Annotated in this window: 11 protein-coding genes; 4 read left to right on the top strand and 7 right to left on the bottom strand. The window is 63.3% G+C overall.

All coding sequences use genetic code 11. From position 1 onward, the window contains the following. Window positions 1-95: 95 nt before the first annotated feature. Window positions 96-1,166: a flavodoxin family protein gene (locus tag KW842_RS05260; RefSeq protein ID WP_218302996.1), complete on the top strand. Its 1,071-nt coding sequence runs from the start codon at window positions 96-98 to the stop codon at window positions 1,164-1,166. A 12-nt stretch (window positions 1,167-1,178) separates the two neighbouring features. Here the strand turns inward: KW842_RS05260 and KW842_RS05255 are convergent, their stop codons facing one another. Genes KW842_RS05255 through KW842_RS05245 form a run of 3 tightly spaced genes read right to left on the bottom strand, consistent with a single transcriptional unit; the run spans window position 1,179 to window position 6,134 of the window. After that, a complete protein-coding gene (locus KW842_RS05255) occupies window positions 1,179-1,838 on the bottom strand; it encodes a class I SAM-dependent methyltransferase (protein WP_218302995.1) in 660 nt (219 codons plus the stop codon). 58 nt (window positions 1,839-1,896) lie between these two features. After that, entirely contained in the window at window positions 1,897-3,276 is a 1,380-nt protein-coding gene (locus KW842_RS05250; RefSeq protein ID WP_218302994.1) for an MFS transporter, read from the bottom strand. 59 nt (window positions 3,277-3,335) lie between these two features. Next, window positions 3,336-6,134, bottom strand: a complete 2,799-nt coding sequence (locus tag KW842_RS05245) for a hybrid sensor histidine kinase/response regulator (RefSeq protein WP_229223481.1) — start codon at window positions 6,132-6,134, stop codon at window positions 3,336-3,338. Between the two features lie 115 nt (window positions 6,135-6,249). Here KW842_RS05245 and KW842_RS05240 point away from each other — a divergent pair, with 115 nt between their 5' ends. After that, on the top strand, window positions 6,250-6,879 hold the full coding sequence (locus KW842_RS05240; RefSeq protein WP_218302992.1) for a LysE family translocator: 630 nt from the start codon (window positions 6,250-6,252) through the stop codon (window positions 6,877-6,879). A 123-nt stretch (window positions 6,880-7,002) separates the two neighbouring features. Here KW842_RS05240 and KW842_RS05235 read toward each other — a convergent pair whose 3' ends face one another. Together KW842_RS05235 and KW842_RS05230 are read right to left on the bottom strand one after the other, a co-directional pair. Then, window positions 7,003-7,680 (bottom strand): YceI family protein, encoded by a 678-nt coding sequence (locus tag KW842_RS05235; protein WP_218302991.1) that lies wholly within the window; start codon window positions 7,678-7,680, stop codon window positions 7,003-7,005. A 379-nt stretch (window positions 7,681-8,059) separates the two neighbouring features. Then, window positions 8,060-10,717 carry a M1 family metallopeptidase gene (locus tag KW842_RS05230; RefSeq protein WP_218302990.1) on the bottom strand — a complete coding sequence of 886 codons (2,658 nt, stop codon included), beginning with the start codon at window positions 10,715-10,717 and terminating at the stop codon, window positions 8,060-8,062. A gap of 123 nt (window positions 10,718-10,840) precedes the next feature. Between KW842_RS05230 and KW842_RS05225 the strand changes: the two genes are divergently transcribed. Continuing rightward, on the top strand, window positions 10,841-11,509 hold the full coding sequence (locus KW842_RS05225; RefSeq protein WP_218302989.1) for a glutathione S-transferase family protein: 669 nt from the start codon (window positions 10,841-10,843) through the stop codon (window positions 11,507-11,509). Beyond that, window positions 11,506-12,132, top strand: coding sequence for a glutathione S-transferase family protein (locus tag KW842_RS05220; protein WP_218302988.1), 627 nt, complete (start codon window positions 11,506-11,508; stop codon window positions 12,130-12,132). Before KW842_RS05225 ends, KW842_RS05220 begins: the two co-directional genes overlap by 4 nt. On the opposite strand, the gene KW842_RS05215 is transcribed toward KW842_RS05220, so the two are convergent. Further along, entirely contained in the window at window positions 12,129-12,986 is an 858-nt protein-coding gene (locus tag KW842_RS05215) for a CheR family methyltransferase (RefSeq protein ID WP_229223480.1), read from the bottom strand. The two genes, KW842_RS05220 and KW842_RS05215, sit on opposite strands and share 4 nt — an antisense overlap. Then, on the bottom strand, window positions 12,986-17,881 hold the full coding sequence (locus tag KW842_RS05210) for a HAMP domain-containing protein (RefSeq protein ID WP_218302986.1): 4,896 nt from the start codon (window positions 17,879-17,881) through the stop codon (window positions 12,986-12,988). The genes KW842_RS05215 and KW842_RS05210 overlap by 1 nt, the downstream gene beginning before the upstream one ends. Between the last annotated feature and the right edge of the window lie 3 nt (window positions 17,882-17,884).

Genomic DNA, 17,884 nt, shown 5'->3' with positions numbered 1-17,884 from the left:
GTAGGTGCACGCGCCGTTGGCCTGTAGGAGCGTGCGTGAGCGCACGGAGCATGACTCGGCAGCATGCCAAGCTGGCTTCATACAAGGAGGCCAATATGGCAGAAGTACGAAAAGGACAGGCGCCGCAGCCGCTGGAACGCCAGGAGTTTCATCTGCAATTCATGCGCTCCTTTAAGGACCCGGCGTTTGAGGCAGCCAGTGAGGCGCTGGCACAGGTTGAGGAAATCGCCTGGAAAAATTACCACGCCGGCCGCAAGGCGCCGGTCACACAAAAAGCTGGCCTAGGGTTTGCCGATCCGGACTACGATTTGTCGGTAGAGTGGAAGGCCACGCGCGACAGGCTGCTGGCCGCCGAGCGCCGTCAGAAGGACGCGGCCACGCGCTCGCGGGTGCTGCTGATCATCGGCGCGGCGCGCAACGACGGCACTTGTCCCGGCGAGATCTCCAAGACTTACCGCATGACGCTATGGGCCAGGGAAGTGCTGGAAGCGGCCGACATCGAAGCCGATGTGCTGGACCTGAGCCTGCTGACCTCCAGCTATGACTTGCACATCCACCCCTGCAAGGGCTGCGTTTCCACCGCCATGCCGCTGTGCCACTGGCCGTGCAGCTGTTATCCCAATCACGCCGAGCGCCAGACCAGTGACTGGATGGCCGAAATTTATGAGAAGTGGGTGGCGGCGCATGGCGTGATCATTCTCACGCCGACGTACTGGTATCAGGCGCCGTCGGTGCTCAAGCTGATGATTGACCGTCTGGTCTGCGCCGACGGCGGCAATCCCGATCCGACCAGCACGCATGGTAAGAAGGCCAATGAAGCCAAGGATATCGAGCTGAAAGGATGGGATTATCCCAAACACCTGGCGGGCCGCGCTTACGGCCTGGTGGTGCATGGCGATGTGGCCGGCACGGAAAGCCTGCGCCGCAACCTGGCCGACTGGCTGGACTGGATGGGCTTGATCGACGCCGGCCACCAATCGGCGCTGGATCGCTATGTAGGCTATTACGAATCCTATGCCGAAAGCCACGCCGTGCTGGACCAGGATGAGAAGTTCCAGCAGGAGGTGCGCAATGTGGCGCGGTCGGTGGCGGCGGCGGTGCTAATGCTGCGCGAAGGCCAGCTGCGCAAGCCAGATGCGGGTGTGCGGCCTGCGCGGCCGAAGTAGCGGGCCTTGGTCCTAGCGCTTAAGGGCCAGCGTCACGCCATCGCTGATCGGCAGCAGCGAGATGTCGATACGCTGGTCTTCGCGCAGCTTGATGTTCAGCGCTTGCAGCGCCGCCATGTCGTCATTGTCGGCGCGCTCCAGCACTTTGCCGTCGCGCAGCGTGTTGTCGAATACGATCAGGCCGCCGGGACGGACCAGCCGCAGGCAGCACTCATAGTAGGCGTCGTAGCTGACCTTGTCGGCGTCGATGAAGGCGAAGTCGTACAGGCCGGCCTCGCCATCCTTCAGCAGCGATTGCAGCGTCTCCAGCGCCGGTGCGATACGCAGGTCGATCTTGTCGGCGACGCCTGCCTCACGCCAGAACGGCCGCGCTACGCTGGTGTATTCCTCACTGATGTCGCAGGCCAGCAGCCGTCCCTCCGGCGGCAAGGCCAGCGCCACCGAGAGCGCGCTATAGCCAGTGAATACGCCAATTTCGATGGCGTTGCGCGCGCCGCTCAGCTTCACCAGCAAGGCCATGAACTGGCCCTGTTCGGGCGATATCTGCATGCTGGCGCGTTCGTGGTCGCGGGTGGCGGCGCGTAGCGCGGCCTGGGCTGGATGCTCGCGCAGCGAATGCGCCAGCACGTAGTCATACAGCGCGTCGGTCAGGTTAAGCGTGCGGTTGGACATGCTGTCATCTCCTGTCTTGGTTTGCCGAAGAGTGTAACAGCGTCCGCCCGATCACGGCTCACGGTTGCTGCGCCACCGCCAAACGCGCGAAGCTGGCGATGCAGGCCACGCCGGCAAACACCGCGCCCAGCACCAGCGCGTACGAGGTGCCGCGTGTGGCGGAAATGGTGAAGCAATAAGCCACTAGTGCCGCGCCGGTCGCCTGGCCGATCAGCCGCGAGGTCGCAACCACGCCACTGGCGCCGCCTGCGCGCGATGGCGGCGCGCTGCCCATGATGGCTTTCAGATTCGGTGCCTGGAAAAAGCCGAAACCGATGCCGCACCAGGCCATGCGCCAGCCGATGTCGAAGAAGGTCGGCTGGTCCGGCAGCATCAGCAGCGACACCATGCCGGACGACAGCAGCGCCAGGCCGATGCCGCCCAGTGCACCGGGCGGATAGCGGTCGCTCAGCTTGCCGGCGATGGGCGCCATCACCGCCACCAGCACCGCCCATGGCGTCATCAGGAAGCCGGTTTCTACCGGTGAGCGGCCCAGCGTATGCTCAAAATAAAACGGCAGCGAGACGAAGGCCAGTCCCTGCGTGGCGAAGGTGCATGCCGCCGTCAGCGACGACAGCGCGAACAGCGGGCGCTTGAACAGATCCACCGGCAGCATCGGCGCGGCGTGGCCGGCCTGGCGGCGCAGCAGCAGCGCAAAGAAGAACAGCGTGGCAAGGATTTCCGGCAGCAGCCTGCGCCAGCCTTCCTGGTGCGCGGCGTCGCCGAAGGTGAGGATCAGCAGACCGAAGGCCAGCACGTTGAGAACGGCGGTGGGCGTGTCGATCTTGTGGCTGGCGCGCGGCGACGACGGCAGCGCGCGGCGCGCCAGCAGCACGGCGGCCACGCCCAGCGGCACGTTGATGGCGAACAGCCATTCCCACGAGGCCACCGCCAGGATCAGCGAGGCGGCCGTCGGGCCGACCGCAAACGACACCGCCACCACCAGCGAATTCAGGCCGAAGCCGTGGCCGTGCAGCTTGGCGGGGAAGATGGTGCGTACCATGGCGGTGTTCACGCCCATCATCGCGGCGCCGCCTATGCCTTGCAGCAGCCGCGCCGCCACCAGCGACGGCAGCGACCACGCCAGCGCACAGGCCAGCGAAGCGGCAGTGAACAGTGCCAGGCCAAAGATGCACACGCGGCGGTAGCCGATCACTTCGCCCAGCGCGGCAAACGGCAGCAGCGTCGCCACCATGGCCAATTGATAAACGTTGACAATCCAGACAGAGGCGGCGGGCGTGGTGTGCAGCTGGTCGGCGATGGCAGGGAGGGCGGTGTTGGCGATCGCGGTATCGAGCGAGGCCATGCCGACGCCGATGGCGACCGACAGCATGGCAAGCCGCCGCGCATCGGGCGGCAGGCCGTCGCGCGCGGCCAGCGCGCTATCAGGATGATTCATGTAATGTCCGATGCAATGGAATGAGGCTTCCCATTGTCGCGGAAAACCGCAAACTTTGCTTAGGCCGCCGCCGCGTTGCGCAAATCGGCGCAGGCCTTGTCCAGCGCCGCCTCCACGTCCGGCAGCATATCGATCACTTCGACCAGGTCGCCGGCGCTGGCGGCGGCTTCCATTTCGTGGCACAGCGAATGCAGGTGTGTGGAATTCAGGTAGCCGGCGCTGCCTTTCAAGGCGTGGATGGCCGCCGCCGCCGCGCCGCTATTGCCTGCCACCACCGCCGCGCGCGCGGTTTCCAGCCGGCGCGGCGCTTCGTCAAGGAAGGCCTGGGTGATGCGCTGGATATGCTTGTGCGACAGCCCGGCCAGCGGCATGATCTGCACCGTGTCCGGATTCGCCGCCGGCAGCGCTTCCGGCGCCACACCGAACTGCTCGTCCAGCTTGCTGCGCTGGGCGGCCAACTGCTCCGCGTCGGTTGCGCGCAACTGGCGGCCACGGCTGAGGTGCTGAGCGATGATTTTCTCCACCTGGTCGTACAGCAGCCGCTCGTCCACTGGCTTGCTGAGGAAGCCGTCCATGCCCACCGCCAGGTAGCGCGCGCGGTCATGGTCGCTGGCGTTGGCGGTCAGCGCGATGATGGGAATCGCCGGATCGAGCACGCGATAGTCTTCGCTGCCGCCGGCGCGGATCAGCCGCGTCGCCTGTTCGCCATCCATCATCGGCATGCGTCCATCCATCAGCACCATGTCGTAGGCAGCGGTGCTGAGCGCATGCAGCGCCTGCAAGCCGTTTTCGACGATGCGGATATCGTGGCCCATGCCTTCCAGCAGCGTGCTGACGATGATCTGGTTGGTGCGCACATCCTCGGCGCACAGCACCCGCAAGCGGTAGGCATGATGTTCCTTGCGCGGCAATATGGACGGATCGCCGACCGGCGCCGCGCCCAGTTCCAGCGGCAGCGTAAAGCTGAAGGTGGAGCCGGCGCCTACGCGGCTCGACACGGCAATGGCGCCGCCCATCAGTTCCACCAGCTCTTTGCAGATCGCCAGGCCCAGGCCTGTGCCGCCGTAACGGCGCGTGGTCGAATGGTCGGCCTGCTCGAATTTCTGGAACAGCCGTGGCAGCGCTTCGGGCGGGATGCCGGGACCAGTGTCGCTGACATCGAAGCTGATGCTGGCGCGGCCGTCGGTATTCCGCAGCGCCGATGCGTCCAGCCGTACTTCGCCACGGTCGGTGAATTTGATGGCGTTGCCCAGCAGGTTGAGCAGGATCTGGCGCAGCCGCGTCGGATCGCCGCGCACATAGCGCGGCAGGTCCAGCGCCAGCTCATAGCGCAGCAGCAGGCTCTTGGCGTCGGCTTGCTGCTGCAGGATCCCGACCGCGTCGTCGATCAGCGCAATCAGGTCGAAGTCCACGGTTTCAATCGACAGGCGGCCGGCGTCGATCTTGGAAAAATCCAGAATGTCGTTGAGGATGGCCAGCAGCGACTCGCTGTTTTGCAGGCCGATGCGCAGGTATTCCTCGGTACGGCCGCGCACTGACTGGTCGCGCATGGCGAACTTGATCATGCCGATCACGCCGGCCAGCGGGGTGCGGATGTCGTGGCTCATCGCCGACAGGAAGTCGATGCGGTGGCGGCTGACCACTTCCGCGTGTTCCTTGGCTTCGGTCAGTTCGACGGTGCGTTCGTTGACCCGCTGTTCCAGGTTGTTGCGCAGCAGGCGGATCTGGTCGGCCAGCGCGAACGCCAGCAGCACCCCATCCAGCGTGCCGCCCAGCAGTGTGAACAACTGCGCATTGCTGACCAGTGCCGGGATCAGGCCAACGTTGGCCGGCAAAATCACCAGCCCCGGTATCATCAGCGCCACAAAGCCCAGCACGAAGAAGCGCGCCGGATAATAGCCGCCGCGCCAGACGATGATGCCGGTGGCCAGCGCCATTGTCATCCAGATGGTGATGACGATGGTGGCGATGGTGTGCGCGTAGCTGAGCGCCAGGAAACAGCTCGGCAATGTCAGCAGCGGCAGCACGATGTTGATGCGGCTGAGCCGGTACAGGCGCGGTGCGGTTTCCTTCAGCCGCAGGAAGGTGGTGTAGAACAGGGTGCTCAGCACAGGCAGCAGGAAGAAGGGCACGTAGTGCCAGTGCAGCTTATGCCAGCCGAACAGGTCGGCCGACATGTGGAAGGTCATGCCCCAGGCCACCGCATAGCACAGCACATACAGCGAGTAGTACAGCGAGGAGCGGTCGCGCGTGATCGAATAGATGAAGAAGTTGAACACGGTCAGCGCCAGCAGTGCGCCCACCGAGCCGATGATCAGCACATTCTCCCTGGCCACCAGCTGCTGGTAGTCAGTGCGCGGCAGCACCGAGAACACCGGTGTGCGCGCATAGTAAGGACTGGAGAAGCGTATCAGCACCTGGTAGCGCTGGCCCGGCTCCAGGTCGATGTCCTTGCCATAGTGGAGCATATAGGAATGCGGCTGGCGGTAGCCGGTCAGCAGCTGGCGGATCCCGCCATCCTCGCTGTAGACCTGGATGTCGACCATGTCGATCAGCGTGTCGTTGGGATCGATCACCCACTGCGTCTGGCCGCCGGTATTATGCAGTTCCGCGTACAGCCAGTAGCCGCCGCCCAGCAGGTTGACGCTGTTTGCGGGCTTGAGGCTGGCCAGCATGGCCGGCAGGCCGGCGGCGTTGAGCGGATACGGTTCGCCGTTGTCAGCATAGAGCTTGCCGGTCTTGGCCAGGTCGATGCTGGCGTTGGCTAGCGCGATGGGCGTAGCGCTGGCGGGCAGGCAAAGAGTCAGCAGGAGGAGCAGGGCATAGCGGCGCAGATAGGCGATCAGGCTGTGGGTCATGCTCGCTTTGCTCATCGGTGTGCGCGCGCCGGCTGTTATAGAAGTTATTTCAGCCATTTTAAACGAGAACTTAGCGCTTTGGTATGATGAAGGTTTTGCGCCGTAGGGAAGTATCTTGCTCATCTCGCCAGAACAGTTTATTGGATTTCTCAGCGCCGCGCTGCTGATCACCGTTTCGCCGGGGCCGGACAACCTGATGGTGCTGAGCGTTGGCATGTCGCGCGGGCGCCGCCAGGGCATGCTATTTGGCCTGGGCTGCGCGCTGGGCTGCCTGAGTCACACCGTGCTCGCGGCGTTTGGCGTCGGTGCGCTGATCAAAGCTTCGCCGATGGCGTTTGGCGCGCTGAAACTGCTGGGCGGCGCCTATCTGATCTGGCTAGGCGCCGGCGCCTTGCGCAGCCGTGGCGGCGCGCGCGTGGAAGGCGCGGGCTTGCCGGATGAAAGCCTGGGCAAGCTGTTCACCAAGGGACTGTTCGCCAATATGATCAATCCCAAGGTGGTGCTGTTCTTCCTGTCCTTCCTGCCGCAGTTTGTGGTGGCGGAGCGTGGCGATGCGGCCTGGCAGACGGCGCAACTGGGTCTGCTGTTCACTACGCAGGCGGTGCTGCTGTTTGGTTTGCTCGGTTATTTTTCCGGCGCGGTGGGCGCGTGGATCAATCGCACGCCGAAAGCCGGCAAGTGGATGGACCGCGTCGCTGGCGCTGTGTTCATCGTGCTTGGCCTGCGCCTCATCATCGCCCGTTAAAAAGTTTATTCGGGAGCGCGCCATGTCATCATGGCGTCATGCGGGGCTGAGATACTGTCTTTGCTCTTTCAAGTCTCTCCCGATTTGAAACCTTCGGCCCGCGCCTTTGCTGCGGGCCTTTTTTTATTTGGCCAGCAGGTCGAAGCGCAGTTCCATCTGGTCCTGCACCGACATGGCGCCGGCCATGACCGAGAACGGCGTGAGGCCGAAATCGGTCTGCTTCAGCGTGAACGCGCCTTTCACCTGGATGGCGCCCGCTTCTTCGCGCAGCTCCACCGGGACCTCCAGCGTGCGCGTGACACCATGCAGCGTGATGGCGACCCGCAGCGGCTGGTCAGTGGCAAGGCGTTCCGCCTGCACCCGCACCAGCGGATAACGGTCCGCGTCCAGCACTTTGTTCAGCATGTTGAAGCGCGTGCCTTCGATGGCGTCGGCAGAAGGCTGTTTCTCCAGGCCGGCGGCCTGGCGCAGATCCGCTTCATCGATTTTCATCTGATCGAGGCGGAACGTGAAATCCGCGTGATTGCGCGATGGCGAAACGCTGCCGCTGATGGCGTGACTGGCCACCACATGATCGTGGCCCAGCCGCGCCAGCATGCCGCCGCGCCGCACTGTCGCCACGATCAGCGAGCGCGCGCTGTCGATGTGCAGCAGCGGGCCGCTATCGGCGGGCTGCTGCGCCTGAACGGCCGCTGCGTGCGGCGGCGGTGAGGCAGGCGCTGCCGGTGGCGGCAATGGCGAGCAAGCGCTCAGTGCCAGCAGCGCCGCAGATAATCGCAAGGTAAATTTTGTGTACGTCATTTCGCCGTCATATTGTCCAAATATTATTGCTTCCGCTGGCAACAGCATGCTGCAACTGGCCCCGCGCCCAAGATGGCGCGGACGTACACGCAGCATAGCTCAGCAGGCTGGCCGGTGGCCTGAAACACCGGCACCACTCCTCCCGCTTAAGTTTCCTTAAGCATTACCTTAATGAAGTCCTAAGCCTGTCTTTGCCGATCGGTGGCAAAGTAGAACCCATAGCGCGAGGTTAAGCCCAGCGCCCGGTTGCCGGACCGAGAAAGCCCGGCACAAATTTGCTCCAGGCCGACACCATAGTCGGCGGACCTCAGTAACATCCCCACGCTTTCGAGCGTTTTGTAACCAGCACCATCTCGCGATGATGCTGGTTTTTTTTTGCTTAGCCGGCGTGCTGTTTCAGCCAGGCGTCGATCTGCGGCAGGCGTTGCGTGCGCACCTTGATGCGGTACTCAATCGACGCGATCGCGGTTTTGGTATCGCCCTGCGCTTCGGCGCGCAGGTATTGCGCAGCGTAGGCGCGCAGCTTGCCAATCATGGCCGGATCGGACGAGCGTCCGCCCAGGCCGGGGAAGTAGCGGCTGCGCGACGCGATGTCGACGATCTTGTCGATCTGTTCGCGGTGGGCGATGGCAAAGTCAAACGCCAGGTCTGGATGATTGCCCGCCACGCGGCTGATGATCGATGCACCGGCCGTGGCGCCCGGTTCGTCGGTCAGTGCCAGCTCCAGCGCGCGCTGCGCCAGCGCCTTGTCGTCGGCTGCGCCCAGCAGGTTATACAGCTCGGCCTTGATCATGCTCGATTGCTCGGCTTTGGCGGCGGCGTGCAATTGCTCCCAGGTCGCTGCATCGGCATTGGCCGCGATCACGCCCAGCACAGGACGGCGCAGTGCTGGCGGCAGCGCCGTCTTGTCGGTCGCGGAGGCCGCATAGCGGCGATTGGCTTCGGCGATCACGGCCGGGTCGCCGACTTCGCCCAGCACCCGGATCAGGGTGGCGCGCAGATTGGCGACGGTTGCAGCTTCGTCCTTGTTGGCAGTCCAGCCGACGCGGGCAAATACCGGCGCCAGGCGCGCACGCGTAAATCGTTCCAGTGCGGCGCGCTGTTCCTGCTGGCCTTCGTAGCGGCCATGCAGGCCGGCCAATACGCCGGCGATGCGCTGCCACACTTCCGGTGCAGCGTCGGCAGGTGCGTTGGCGGCCAGATCGAGGAAGCCGGAGGCTGGCATGTGGCCGGCCAGGCCCAGCGCCCAGCTGTCGGCCAGCAGGCCCAGTTGATCGATGGTCGGCATGCTGGCGAAATCGGCGGCCAGCGTGCTGAACGCCTTCGGCGAGTACAGCGTGCGGTAGTAGCCGCTCTGGCCGGCGTTGACCAGCACCGCGCCGCAGCCCGGCAGCGTCATGCTGGCCTTGCCGCCGCTGACCAGCGCACGCACGGTGGTGCCGCCGATGGTCTGCGCGATGACCGGCACGCGCCAGCTCAACGGCTTCTTGTTTTCCTGATCCAGGCTGAATTCGCCCTGGGTCAGCTGGACGGTGGTCTTGCCGTTCTTGCAGACGGCGTCCGCCACGCGGATCAGCGGTACGCCAGGCTGCAGCGTGAAGTCGTGTGCAATCGCGGTGATCGGCTTGCGCGCGGCTTTTTCGATTTCGCGCCACAGGTCATCGGACACCGTGTTGCCATAAGCATGCCTGGCCATGTAGCTGCGCACGCCGCTGCGCCAGGCGTCTTCGCCGACATAGCTTTCCAGCATGCGGATCACCGCCTCGCCCTTGCTGTAGGTGATGCTGTCGAAGGCCTGGCTGGCTTGCTCCACCGTGGCGATGCGCTGCACCACCGGATGGGTGGTGGCCAGCGCGTCGCGGGCCATCGCGCCGTCTCGCGTGTCAACCGCGCGCAGATGCCAGTTCCATTCCGGATGCAGGCGGTCAGTGGTGCGCGATTCCATCCACGAGGCGAAACCTTCGTTCAGCCACAGGTCGTCCCACCATGCCATGGTGACCAGGTCGCCAAACCATTGGTGCGCCATTTCGTGCGCGGCCACCAGGAAGGAGACTTCCTTGTCCGATTGCGTAGCGACGCGCGGATCGAGCAGGATCGAATTTTCAAAGGTGAAGATGGCGCCCCAGTTTTCCATCGCGCTGAAGAACTGGCTGCGGCCCGGCGCAGCGATATTATCCAGCTTGGGCAGCGGGTATTTGACGCCGAAGTAGTCGTTGTACTCTTTCAGCACGTCGCGCGACGAGTCCAGCGCAAACTGCGCCTGGCCCAGCGTACCCTTTTGCGTAATCACGCCCAGCTCCACGCCGTCCTGCATGGCGGTGGCGCGCTCGAATTCGCCCACGCCGAAGAACAGCAGGTAGGTCGACATCTTGGGCGAGGTGGCAAAGCGTACCAGCTCACGGCCGTCGGCCAGCTTGCTGGTCGAGGTGACCGGCATATTCGACACCGCCAGCTGGCCGGCCGGGATGGTCGCTTCCAGCGCGAAGGTGGCTTTGTAGAATGGCTCGTCCCACGACGGGATCATGCGGCGCGCGTCGGAGTTTTCAAACTGCGTATACAGCGCGCGTTTCTTCACGCCGCCGTTGTCATAGTCCAGCGAGAACAGGCCGGACGCCTGGGTGCCGATAATGCCGGTGTAGTCCAGCTTGAGCTGATAGCTGCCCGGCTTGAGCGATTCTGCAAAGTGGAAGGTAGCGGTCTGCTGATCAGCATCGACATCGATCTTGCTGGACTGCTGCAATGCCTTGCCTGGACCGGCGCTGATGGCAGCGGCGCTGAATTTCAGGTCGGCTGCCTGCAGCGTCAGGCTGGAGGTGGCTTGCTTGACGTCGAGCGCGATGGTTACGCTGGCGCTGAAGCTACTATTGGCGGCGTCGGGTGTCAGCGACAGCGCATAATGCGTCGGGACGGCGGTGCGCGGAAGCTGGGTGGTGACTTGCGCGGCCTTGGCGGCAGGAGCGGCGGCAACCAGGGTAGGTGCGCCAGCGGACAATCCCAGCAGCGCCATGACGGCGAGCGAAATCAGACTGCGTTGCATGTTCTTCCTTTGATAAACTGGCCTTTTGGGCAAGCGAGCAATCTACGGCGAACTGTGGGCGCTGTCAAATCTCAAATAGGATTATGATCTGGCCTGGTGAATTTTTCCGGAAAAGGCACAGACATGATCGATTTGTACACAGCCGCTACACCCAATGGCCACAAAATCTCCATCGCACTGGAAGAGCTGGAACTGGTCTACACGCTGCATGCGCTGGACCTGGCGGCCGGCGAGCAGAAGCAGCCGTGGTTCCTGGCACTGAATCCGAACGGGCGCATCCCGGCCATTGTCGACCGCGCCGAGGATAATTTCGCGGTGTTCGAGTCCGGCGCCATCCTGATCTATCTGGCCGAAAAGACCGGTGAGCTGATGCCCTCGGACTTCAAGGGACGTTCGCAAGTGCTGCAATGGCTGATGTTCCAGATGGGCGGCATCGGCCCGATGATGGGACAGGCGAATGTCTTCCATCGCTATTTTCCGGAAAAGATACAGCCGGCTATTGACCGCTATCAGGGCGAGAGCAAGCGTTTGTTCCGCGTGCTGGATGCGCACCTGGCAGAGCATGAGTACCTGGCGGGCGACTATTCGATCGCCGACATCGCCAACTGGGCCTGGGTGCACACGCATAACTGGTCGGGTGTGGCGGTCGACGATCTGCCGCATTTGCAGCGCTGGCTGGAGGTGATTGCCGCGCGGCCGGCGGTGCAGCGCGGCATCATCATGCCGCCGCGCGCCGAACGGATCGATACGAGCAGCGTGCAGACCATGCTGGAACAAGGACAATCGCGATGAAGCTCTACACCTCTGCCCGCGCGCCGAATCCGCGCCGGGTTGCCATGTTCATTGCCGAGAAAGGCCTGGACGGCATTGAGCAGGTACAGATTGACCTGGGCGCCGCGCAGCACCGCAGCGCCGGCTACCTGGCGCGCAACCCGTTCGGCCGCGTGCCGGCGCTGGAACTGGATGATGGCCGCATCCTGTGTGAAACCCGCGCCATCTGTTCATGGCTGGAAGGCCATGCGCCCGAGCCGAACCTGATGGGCGAGGACTATGATGAACGGGCTTTTATCGAAATGACTGATCGCCGTGTGGAGCTGCATCTGTTCTACGGCATCGCCAATTGTGTGCGTCACACGCATCCGGGCCTGGCGATGCTGGAGCAGCCGCAGTTTCCTGATTATGGCGCGGCGCAGGGCGAAAAGATGCGCGAGACGGCGCGCTGGCTGGATCAGGTGCTGGCCGGCCAGGATTTCGTCGCGGGACAGCGTTTCACCATTGCGGACATCACGGCGTTTTGCGCGCTGGAGTTTGCGCGCGGCCTGATGCGCTTCCGGCCGGGACAAGAAGGCATGGCGCATTTACAGGCCTGGCGTGATCGCATCGCTGAAAGGCCAAGCGCTGCCGCGCAAGGCTAAGCAAGACGCTTGTACCAGGATTGGTGCGGCAGCAGCGGCTTGTAGCGGCGCGCGCGGGGATCAAATTCGTCAAACGGCCGGTCCAGGGCCAGCACGCCGAATCGCGTGAGGCTGTCGTCGAACAGTTGCAGTACGCGCTTGCGCAGCGGTGCCGCGAACTCGGGCAGGGCACGCTGGCCCAGTATCATCTGGAATTCGTTGAACGAGGCGTCGGTGACCAGGTTGTACTGCGCCCAGGTGATGCGGCTGGCCAGATGCGGTTTCAGCACGGCGCCGTCCTCGCCGGTATCGAAGTAATCGGTCAGCTTGCCTATGCCGCCGCTGCGCAGGTAGTTGGCCTGCAGTTCTCCCAGCCGCGCCAGCGGCAGCAGCTCCTGCTGCACCTCGGCCAGCATGGCGTCGCTATTGACGGTGGCGTAGATTTCGGTGCGCGAGGCGAGTTGTTCCTGATCGAGCAGGATGGCCAGCGTCCATGCCTGCTGTGCGCCGGCGCAGTCGGCCAGCCAGATGCGTGGCAGCGCTGCACTGTGCAAGCTGGCGCCCAGCGACAGGCGCAGCATCGATGCTTCCAGCGGATCGTCGAATAGCTGTGCTGGCGCCACGTACAGCGCACGCAGCAGGATGTGATAGCTATCTTCGTCGTGCAGCACGCGCGCTTGCAGCGCGGAGATGGTGGACAGGCCGAGTTGCGCGCACAGTGTCTCCACTTTACGCGCGATCAGGCTGCGCTCGTAACCGCTGAAATCGTAGCCATGGCGCTGCCGCAGTGCTTCCAGCAGCAGCTCCAGTTCAAGCGCCTCCACCGCTGGCGGAGGCGGCCGGCGCATGGGCTGGGAAGAGAGCAGGGCTGGCATCAGTGCAGCCAGACGCGCATCAGCGACAGCAGCTGCGCCACATCCACCGGTTTGGTGATGTAGTCCGACGCGCCGGCTGCGATGCATTTGTCGCGGTCGCCCTTCATCGCCTTCGCCGTCAGCGTGATGATCGGCAGCGACTTGAATTTAGGGATGCGGCGGATGGCACGCATGGTGTCGTAGCCGTCCATTTCCGGCATCATGATGTCCATCAGGACGATCTCGATGGTCGGATCGCGCTCCAGTACCTCGATGCCGTCGCGGCCGTTTTCGGCGAACGATACCTGCATCTGCTGGCGCTCCAGCAGCGACGACAGCGCGAAGATGTTGCGCAAGTCATCGTCGACGATCAGCACTTTGCGTCCGGCCAAGCCGCTTTCGGCCGCGTGGATTTCTTCCAGCATGCGCCGCTGCGCTTCCGGCAGGCTGGCTTGCGAGCGATGCAGGAATAGCGCCGTCTCGTCCAGCAGGCGCTCCGGTGAACGTGCATCCTTGATGACGATGGTCTTGGCGTAGCGCTTCAGTTTGGCGACTTCCTTGCGGTTCAAGTCCTTGGCGGTGTTGATCACCACCGGCAGGTCACGCAGCGATTCATCCTTGCCGATGGTGTCCAGCAGGTCGAAGCCGCTGATGTCAGGCAGCGTCAGGTCGAGCACCATGCAGTCGAAGCGCTGTTCGCGCAAGGCCTCCAGCGCGGCCTGGCCGGTATCCACAGCGACGATATGCACATCCACATTGCCGATCAGCGCGAGGATGGAGTCGCGTTGTGCGGGTTCGTCATCCACCACCAGCAGGCTGCGTTTCCCGCCCAGCAGGAACTTCTGGATGCGCGAAAACTCTTCCTGCAAGGCTTGCTTGCTGACTGGCTTGTTCAGGTAGGAGATGGCGCCAAGGCGCAGCGCACGTTCGCGTTCGCGCAGCGACGACATCACATGCACCGGAATATGCCGCGTGCTCGGGTCGCGCTTCAGGCGGTCCAGTACGGTGAAGCCGTCGATGTCCGGCAGGTCCAGGTCCAGCAGGATCGCCGATGGCAGATAGTCGCGCGCCAGGCTTAGTGCCGAATCGCCGTGCATGGTGACGATGCCCTTGAAATTCTTCTCGCGCGCGAAGCCCAGCACGACCTGCGAGAAGCGCTCGTCGTCCTCGATGATCAGTACCGAGGGATCGCCCGGCGCTATCAGACCGCGGTCGTCGCTGCCGCTGTATTCGTCGAGGTCTGCCTCCAGTTCGGCGATGGCGCTGTGATCGGAGGAAATCTGCTCTGCCTGCGCTGGCGGCGTATACAGCACTTGCGGCGATGGCAGCGGCAGGCGCACTTGCGGTGCGCGCACCATGTCGTAGTTGATGAAGCCGGCGCGGTTATACGGCAGGAACAGGGTGAAGGTCGAGCCATTGCCGACCACCGACTCGACACGGATCTCGCCGCCCAGCAGGCGGGCCAGCTCGCGCGAGATCGACAGCCCCAGGCCGGTGCCCCCGTATTTGCGCGCGGTGGAGCCATCGGCCTGCTGGAAGGCTTCGAAAATCAGTTGCAGCTTGTCCGCTGCGATGCCGACGCCGGTATCGCTGACCGCGAACGCCAGCACCGCATCTGCATGCAGCAGATTGGGGTTGTCGCTGCTAAAGCCGCTGCTGACCATGCTGATGACCAGCGATACCTGGCCGTTGGTGGTGAACTTGAAGGCGTTCGACAGCAGGTTTTTCAGCACCTGCTGCAAGCGCGTGGTGTCGGTCATCATTGCCGTCGGCAGGCTGTCTTTCAGCTCCACCGAGAAGCCAAGGTGTTTGGCTTCGGCCATGTGGCGGAAGGTGCGGTCCACATAGTTGCGCAGGTTCTGGAAGCGGTATTCGGACACGTCCAGCGTGACCGTGCCGGATTCGATCTTCGACAGGTCGAGAATGTCGTTAATCAGCGTGAGCAGGTCAGAGCCCGAACCGTGGATGGTCTTGGCGAATTCCACCTGCTTGCCGGACAGGTTGCCGTCCGGGTTGTCGCCAAGCTGCTGCGCCAGGATCAGCAGCGAATTCAACGGCGTGCGCAGCTCGTGCGACATATTTGCCAGGAATTCGGACTTGTACTTGGACGACAGCGCCAACTGGGTGGCTTTCTCTTCCAGCGCCAGCTTGGCTTGCTCCACCTCGCGGTTCTTGCGTTCCACCTCGATATTCTGTTCGGACAGCAGACGCGCTTTCTCCGCCAGCTCCTGGTTAGTCTGTTGCAGTTCCTGCGCCAGCGACTGCGATTGCGTCAGCAGCGATTCGGTGCGGCTGTTTGCCTCGATGGTGTTCAGCACCACGCCGATCGATTCCATCAGCTGGTCGAGGAAGGACAGGTGGGTTTCGGTGAAGCGGTCCAGCGAGGCGATTTCAATCACGGCTTTCACCTGCTGCTCGAACAGAATCGGCAGCACCACAATATTGTTTGGCGGCGCCGCGCCCAGCCCTGAGGACACCACGATGTAATCGCGCGGCACATCGGTCAGCCAGATGCGCACTTTCTCCAGCGCGCATTGGCCCACCAGGCCTTCGCCCGGCAGGAAGGAGGTTGGCAGCTTGCGGCTGGAACGGTAGCCGTAGCTGGCGATCATGCGCAGGCGGGCGTCGGACTCCTGCGAATCCATCATGTAAAACACGCCGTGGTGGGCCGACACCAGCGGCGCCAGCTCGGACAGAATCAGCTTGGTCACGGCCTGCAAGTCGCGCTGGCCTTGCAGCAGGCGGGTGAAGCGCGCCAAGTTGGTCTTCAGCCAATCCTGCTGCGCATTTTTCAGCGTCGTATCCTTCAGATTACGGATCATCTCATTGATGTTGTCCTTCAGGTAGGACACCTCGCCGCGCGCTTCCACCTGAATGGAGCGTGATAAGTCACCGCGCGTCACGGCGGTCGCCACCTCGGCAATCGCGCGCACCTGGTTGGTCAGGTTGGCGGCCAGCTGGTTGACGTTTTCGGTCAAGTCTTTCCAGGTGCCGGCCACGCCGGACACGTTGGCCTGGCCGCCCAGCTTACCTTCCGTACCCACCTCACGCGCCACGCGGGTCACCTCGGAAGCGAAGGAGGACAGCTGGTCCACCATCACGTTGATGGTGTCTTTCAGTTCCAGAATCTCGCCTTTCACGTCCACCGTGATTTTCTTCGACAGGTCGCCGCGCGCCACCGCCGTGGTCACCGCCGCGATGTTACGCACCTGGCCGGTCAGATTGGACGCCATGAAGTTCACGTTGTCGGTCAAGTCCTTCCAGGTGCCGCCGACGCCCGGTACGTAGGCCTGGCCACCCAGCTTACCTTCCGTACCCACTTCTCGCGCCACGCGGGTCACCTCGGAAGCGAACGATGACAGCTGGTCCACCATCACGTTGATGGTGTTTTTCAGTTCCAGAATCTCGCCTTTGACGTCCACCGTGATTTTCTTGGACAGGTCGCCATTGGCCACGGCGGTGGTCACATCAGCGATGTTACGTACCTGGCCGGTCAGATTGCCCGCCATCGAGTTCACGCCGTCGGTCAAGTCTTTCCAGGTGCCGGCCACGCCGGGCACGTTGGCCTGGCCGCCCAGCTTACCTTCCGTACCTACTTCCCGCGCCACGCGGGTTACCTCGGAAGCGAAGGAATTCAGCTGGTCCACCATCACGTTGATGGTGTTTTTCAGTTCCAGAATTTCGCCTTTCACGTCCACCGTGATCTTTTTCGACAAGTCGCCGTTGGCCACGGCAGTGGTCACGTCGGCGATGTTACGCACCTGGCCGGTCAGGTTGCCCGCCATCGAGTTCACCGAGTCGGTCAAGTCCTTCCATGTGCCGGCCACGCCTTTCACCTGCGCCTGGCCACCGAGCTTGCCCTCGGTGCCCACCTCACGCGCGACGCGGGTCACTTCGGAAGCGAAGGAGGATAACTGGTCCACCATCACGTTGATGGTGTTCTTCAGTTCCAGAATCTCACCCTTCACGTCCACCGTGATTTTCTTCGACAGGTCGCCATTCGCCACCGCTGTCGTCACCGCCGCGATGTTACGCACCTGGCCGGTCAGATTGGACGCCATGAAGTTCACGTTATCGGTCAAGTCTTTCCAGGTGCCGCCGACGCCCGGCACATAGGCCTGGCCGCCCAGCTTGCCCTCGGTGCCGACCTCGCGCGCCACGCGGGTCACCTCGGAAGCAAAGGAGCGCAGCTGGTCCACCATCACGTTGATGGTGTCTTTCAATTGCAGGATCTCGCCGCGTACGTCCACCGTGATTTTCTTCGACAAGTCGCCATTGGCCACTGCGGTGGTCACCTCGGCGATGTTACGCACCTGCGAGGTCAGGTTACCCGCCATCGAGTTCACCGAGTCGGTCAAGTCCTTCCATGTGCCGGCCACGCCTTTCACTTGCGCCTGGCCGCCCAGCTTGCCCTCGGTGCCGACCTCGCGCGCCACCCGCGTCACCTCGGACGAGAACGACGACAGCTGTTCCACCATGGTGTTGGCGGTCATTGCCGCGCGCAGGTACTGGCCTTTCAGCGGATGGCCATCGACTTCCAGCGCCATGGTCTGCGACAGATCGCCTTTTGCCACAGCGCCGATCACGCGCGCCATTTCCGTGGTTGGCCGCACCAGGTCATCGATCAGGGTATTGACCGAACTGATGATGGTGGCCCAGCCGCCCGTGGTATTGGTGGTTTCTGCGCGCTGCGTCAGCCGGCCTTCGCGGCCCACCACGCGGCTGACTTCCGTCACTTCGCGCACCATGCGCGCCTTGGTGTCGATGATATCGTTCAGCGTATCGGCGATCTTGCCGGCCATGCCGGTCCAGTCGGACGGCATGCGCACTGAAAAGTCTCCTTTTTTCAGCGCCATCAGCGTCGATAGCAGCGTCTTGGCATCCAGCTGTTCGCCTAAGTCGGTCATATTATTCATAGC

It is taken from the genome of Duganella sp. sic0402 (assembly GCF_019219065.1).
Classification (GTDB): Bacteria; Pseudomonadota; Gammaproteobacteria; order Burkholderiales; family Burkholderiaceae_D; genus Rugamonas.
Note: the sequence above shows the minus strand (reverse complement) of the source record. Positions and strands in the feature narration are given on the sequence as shown.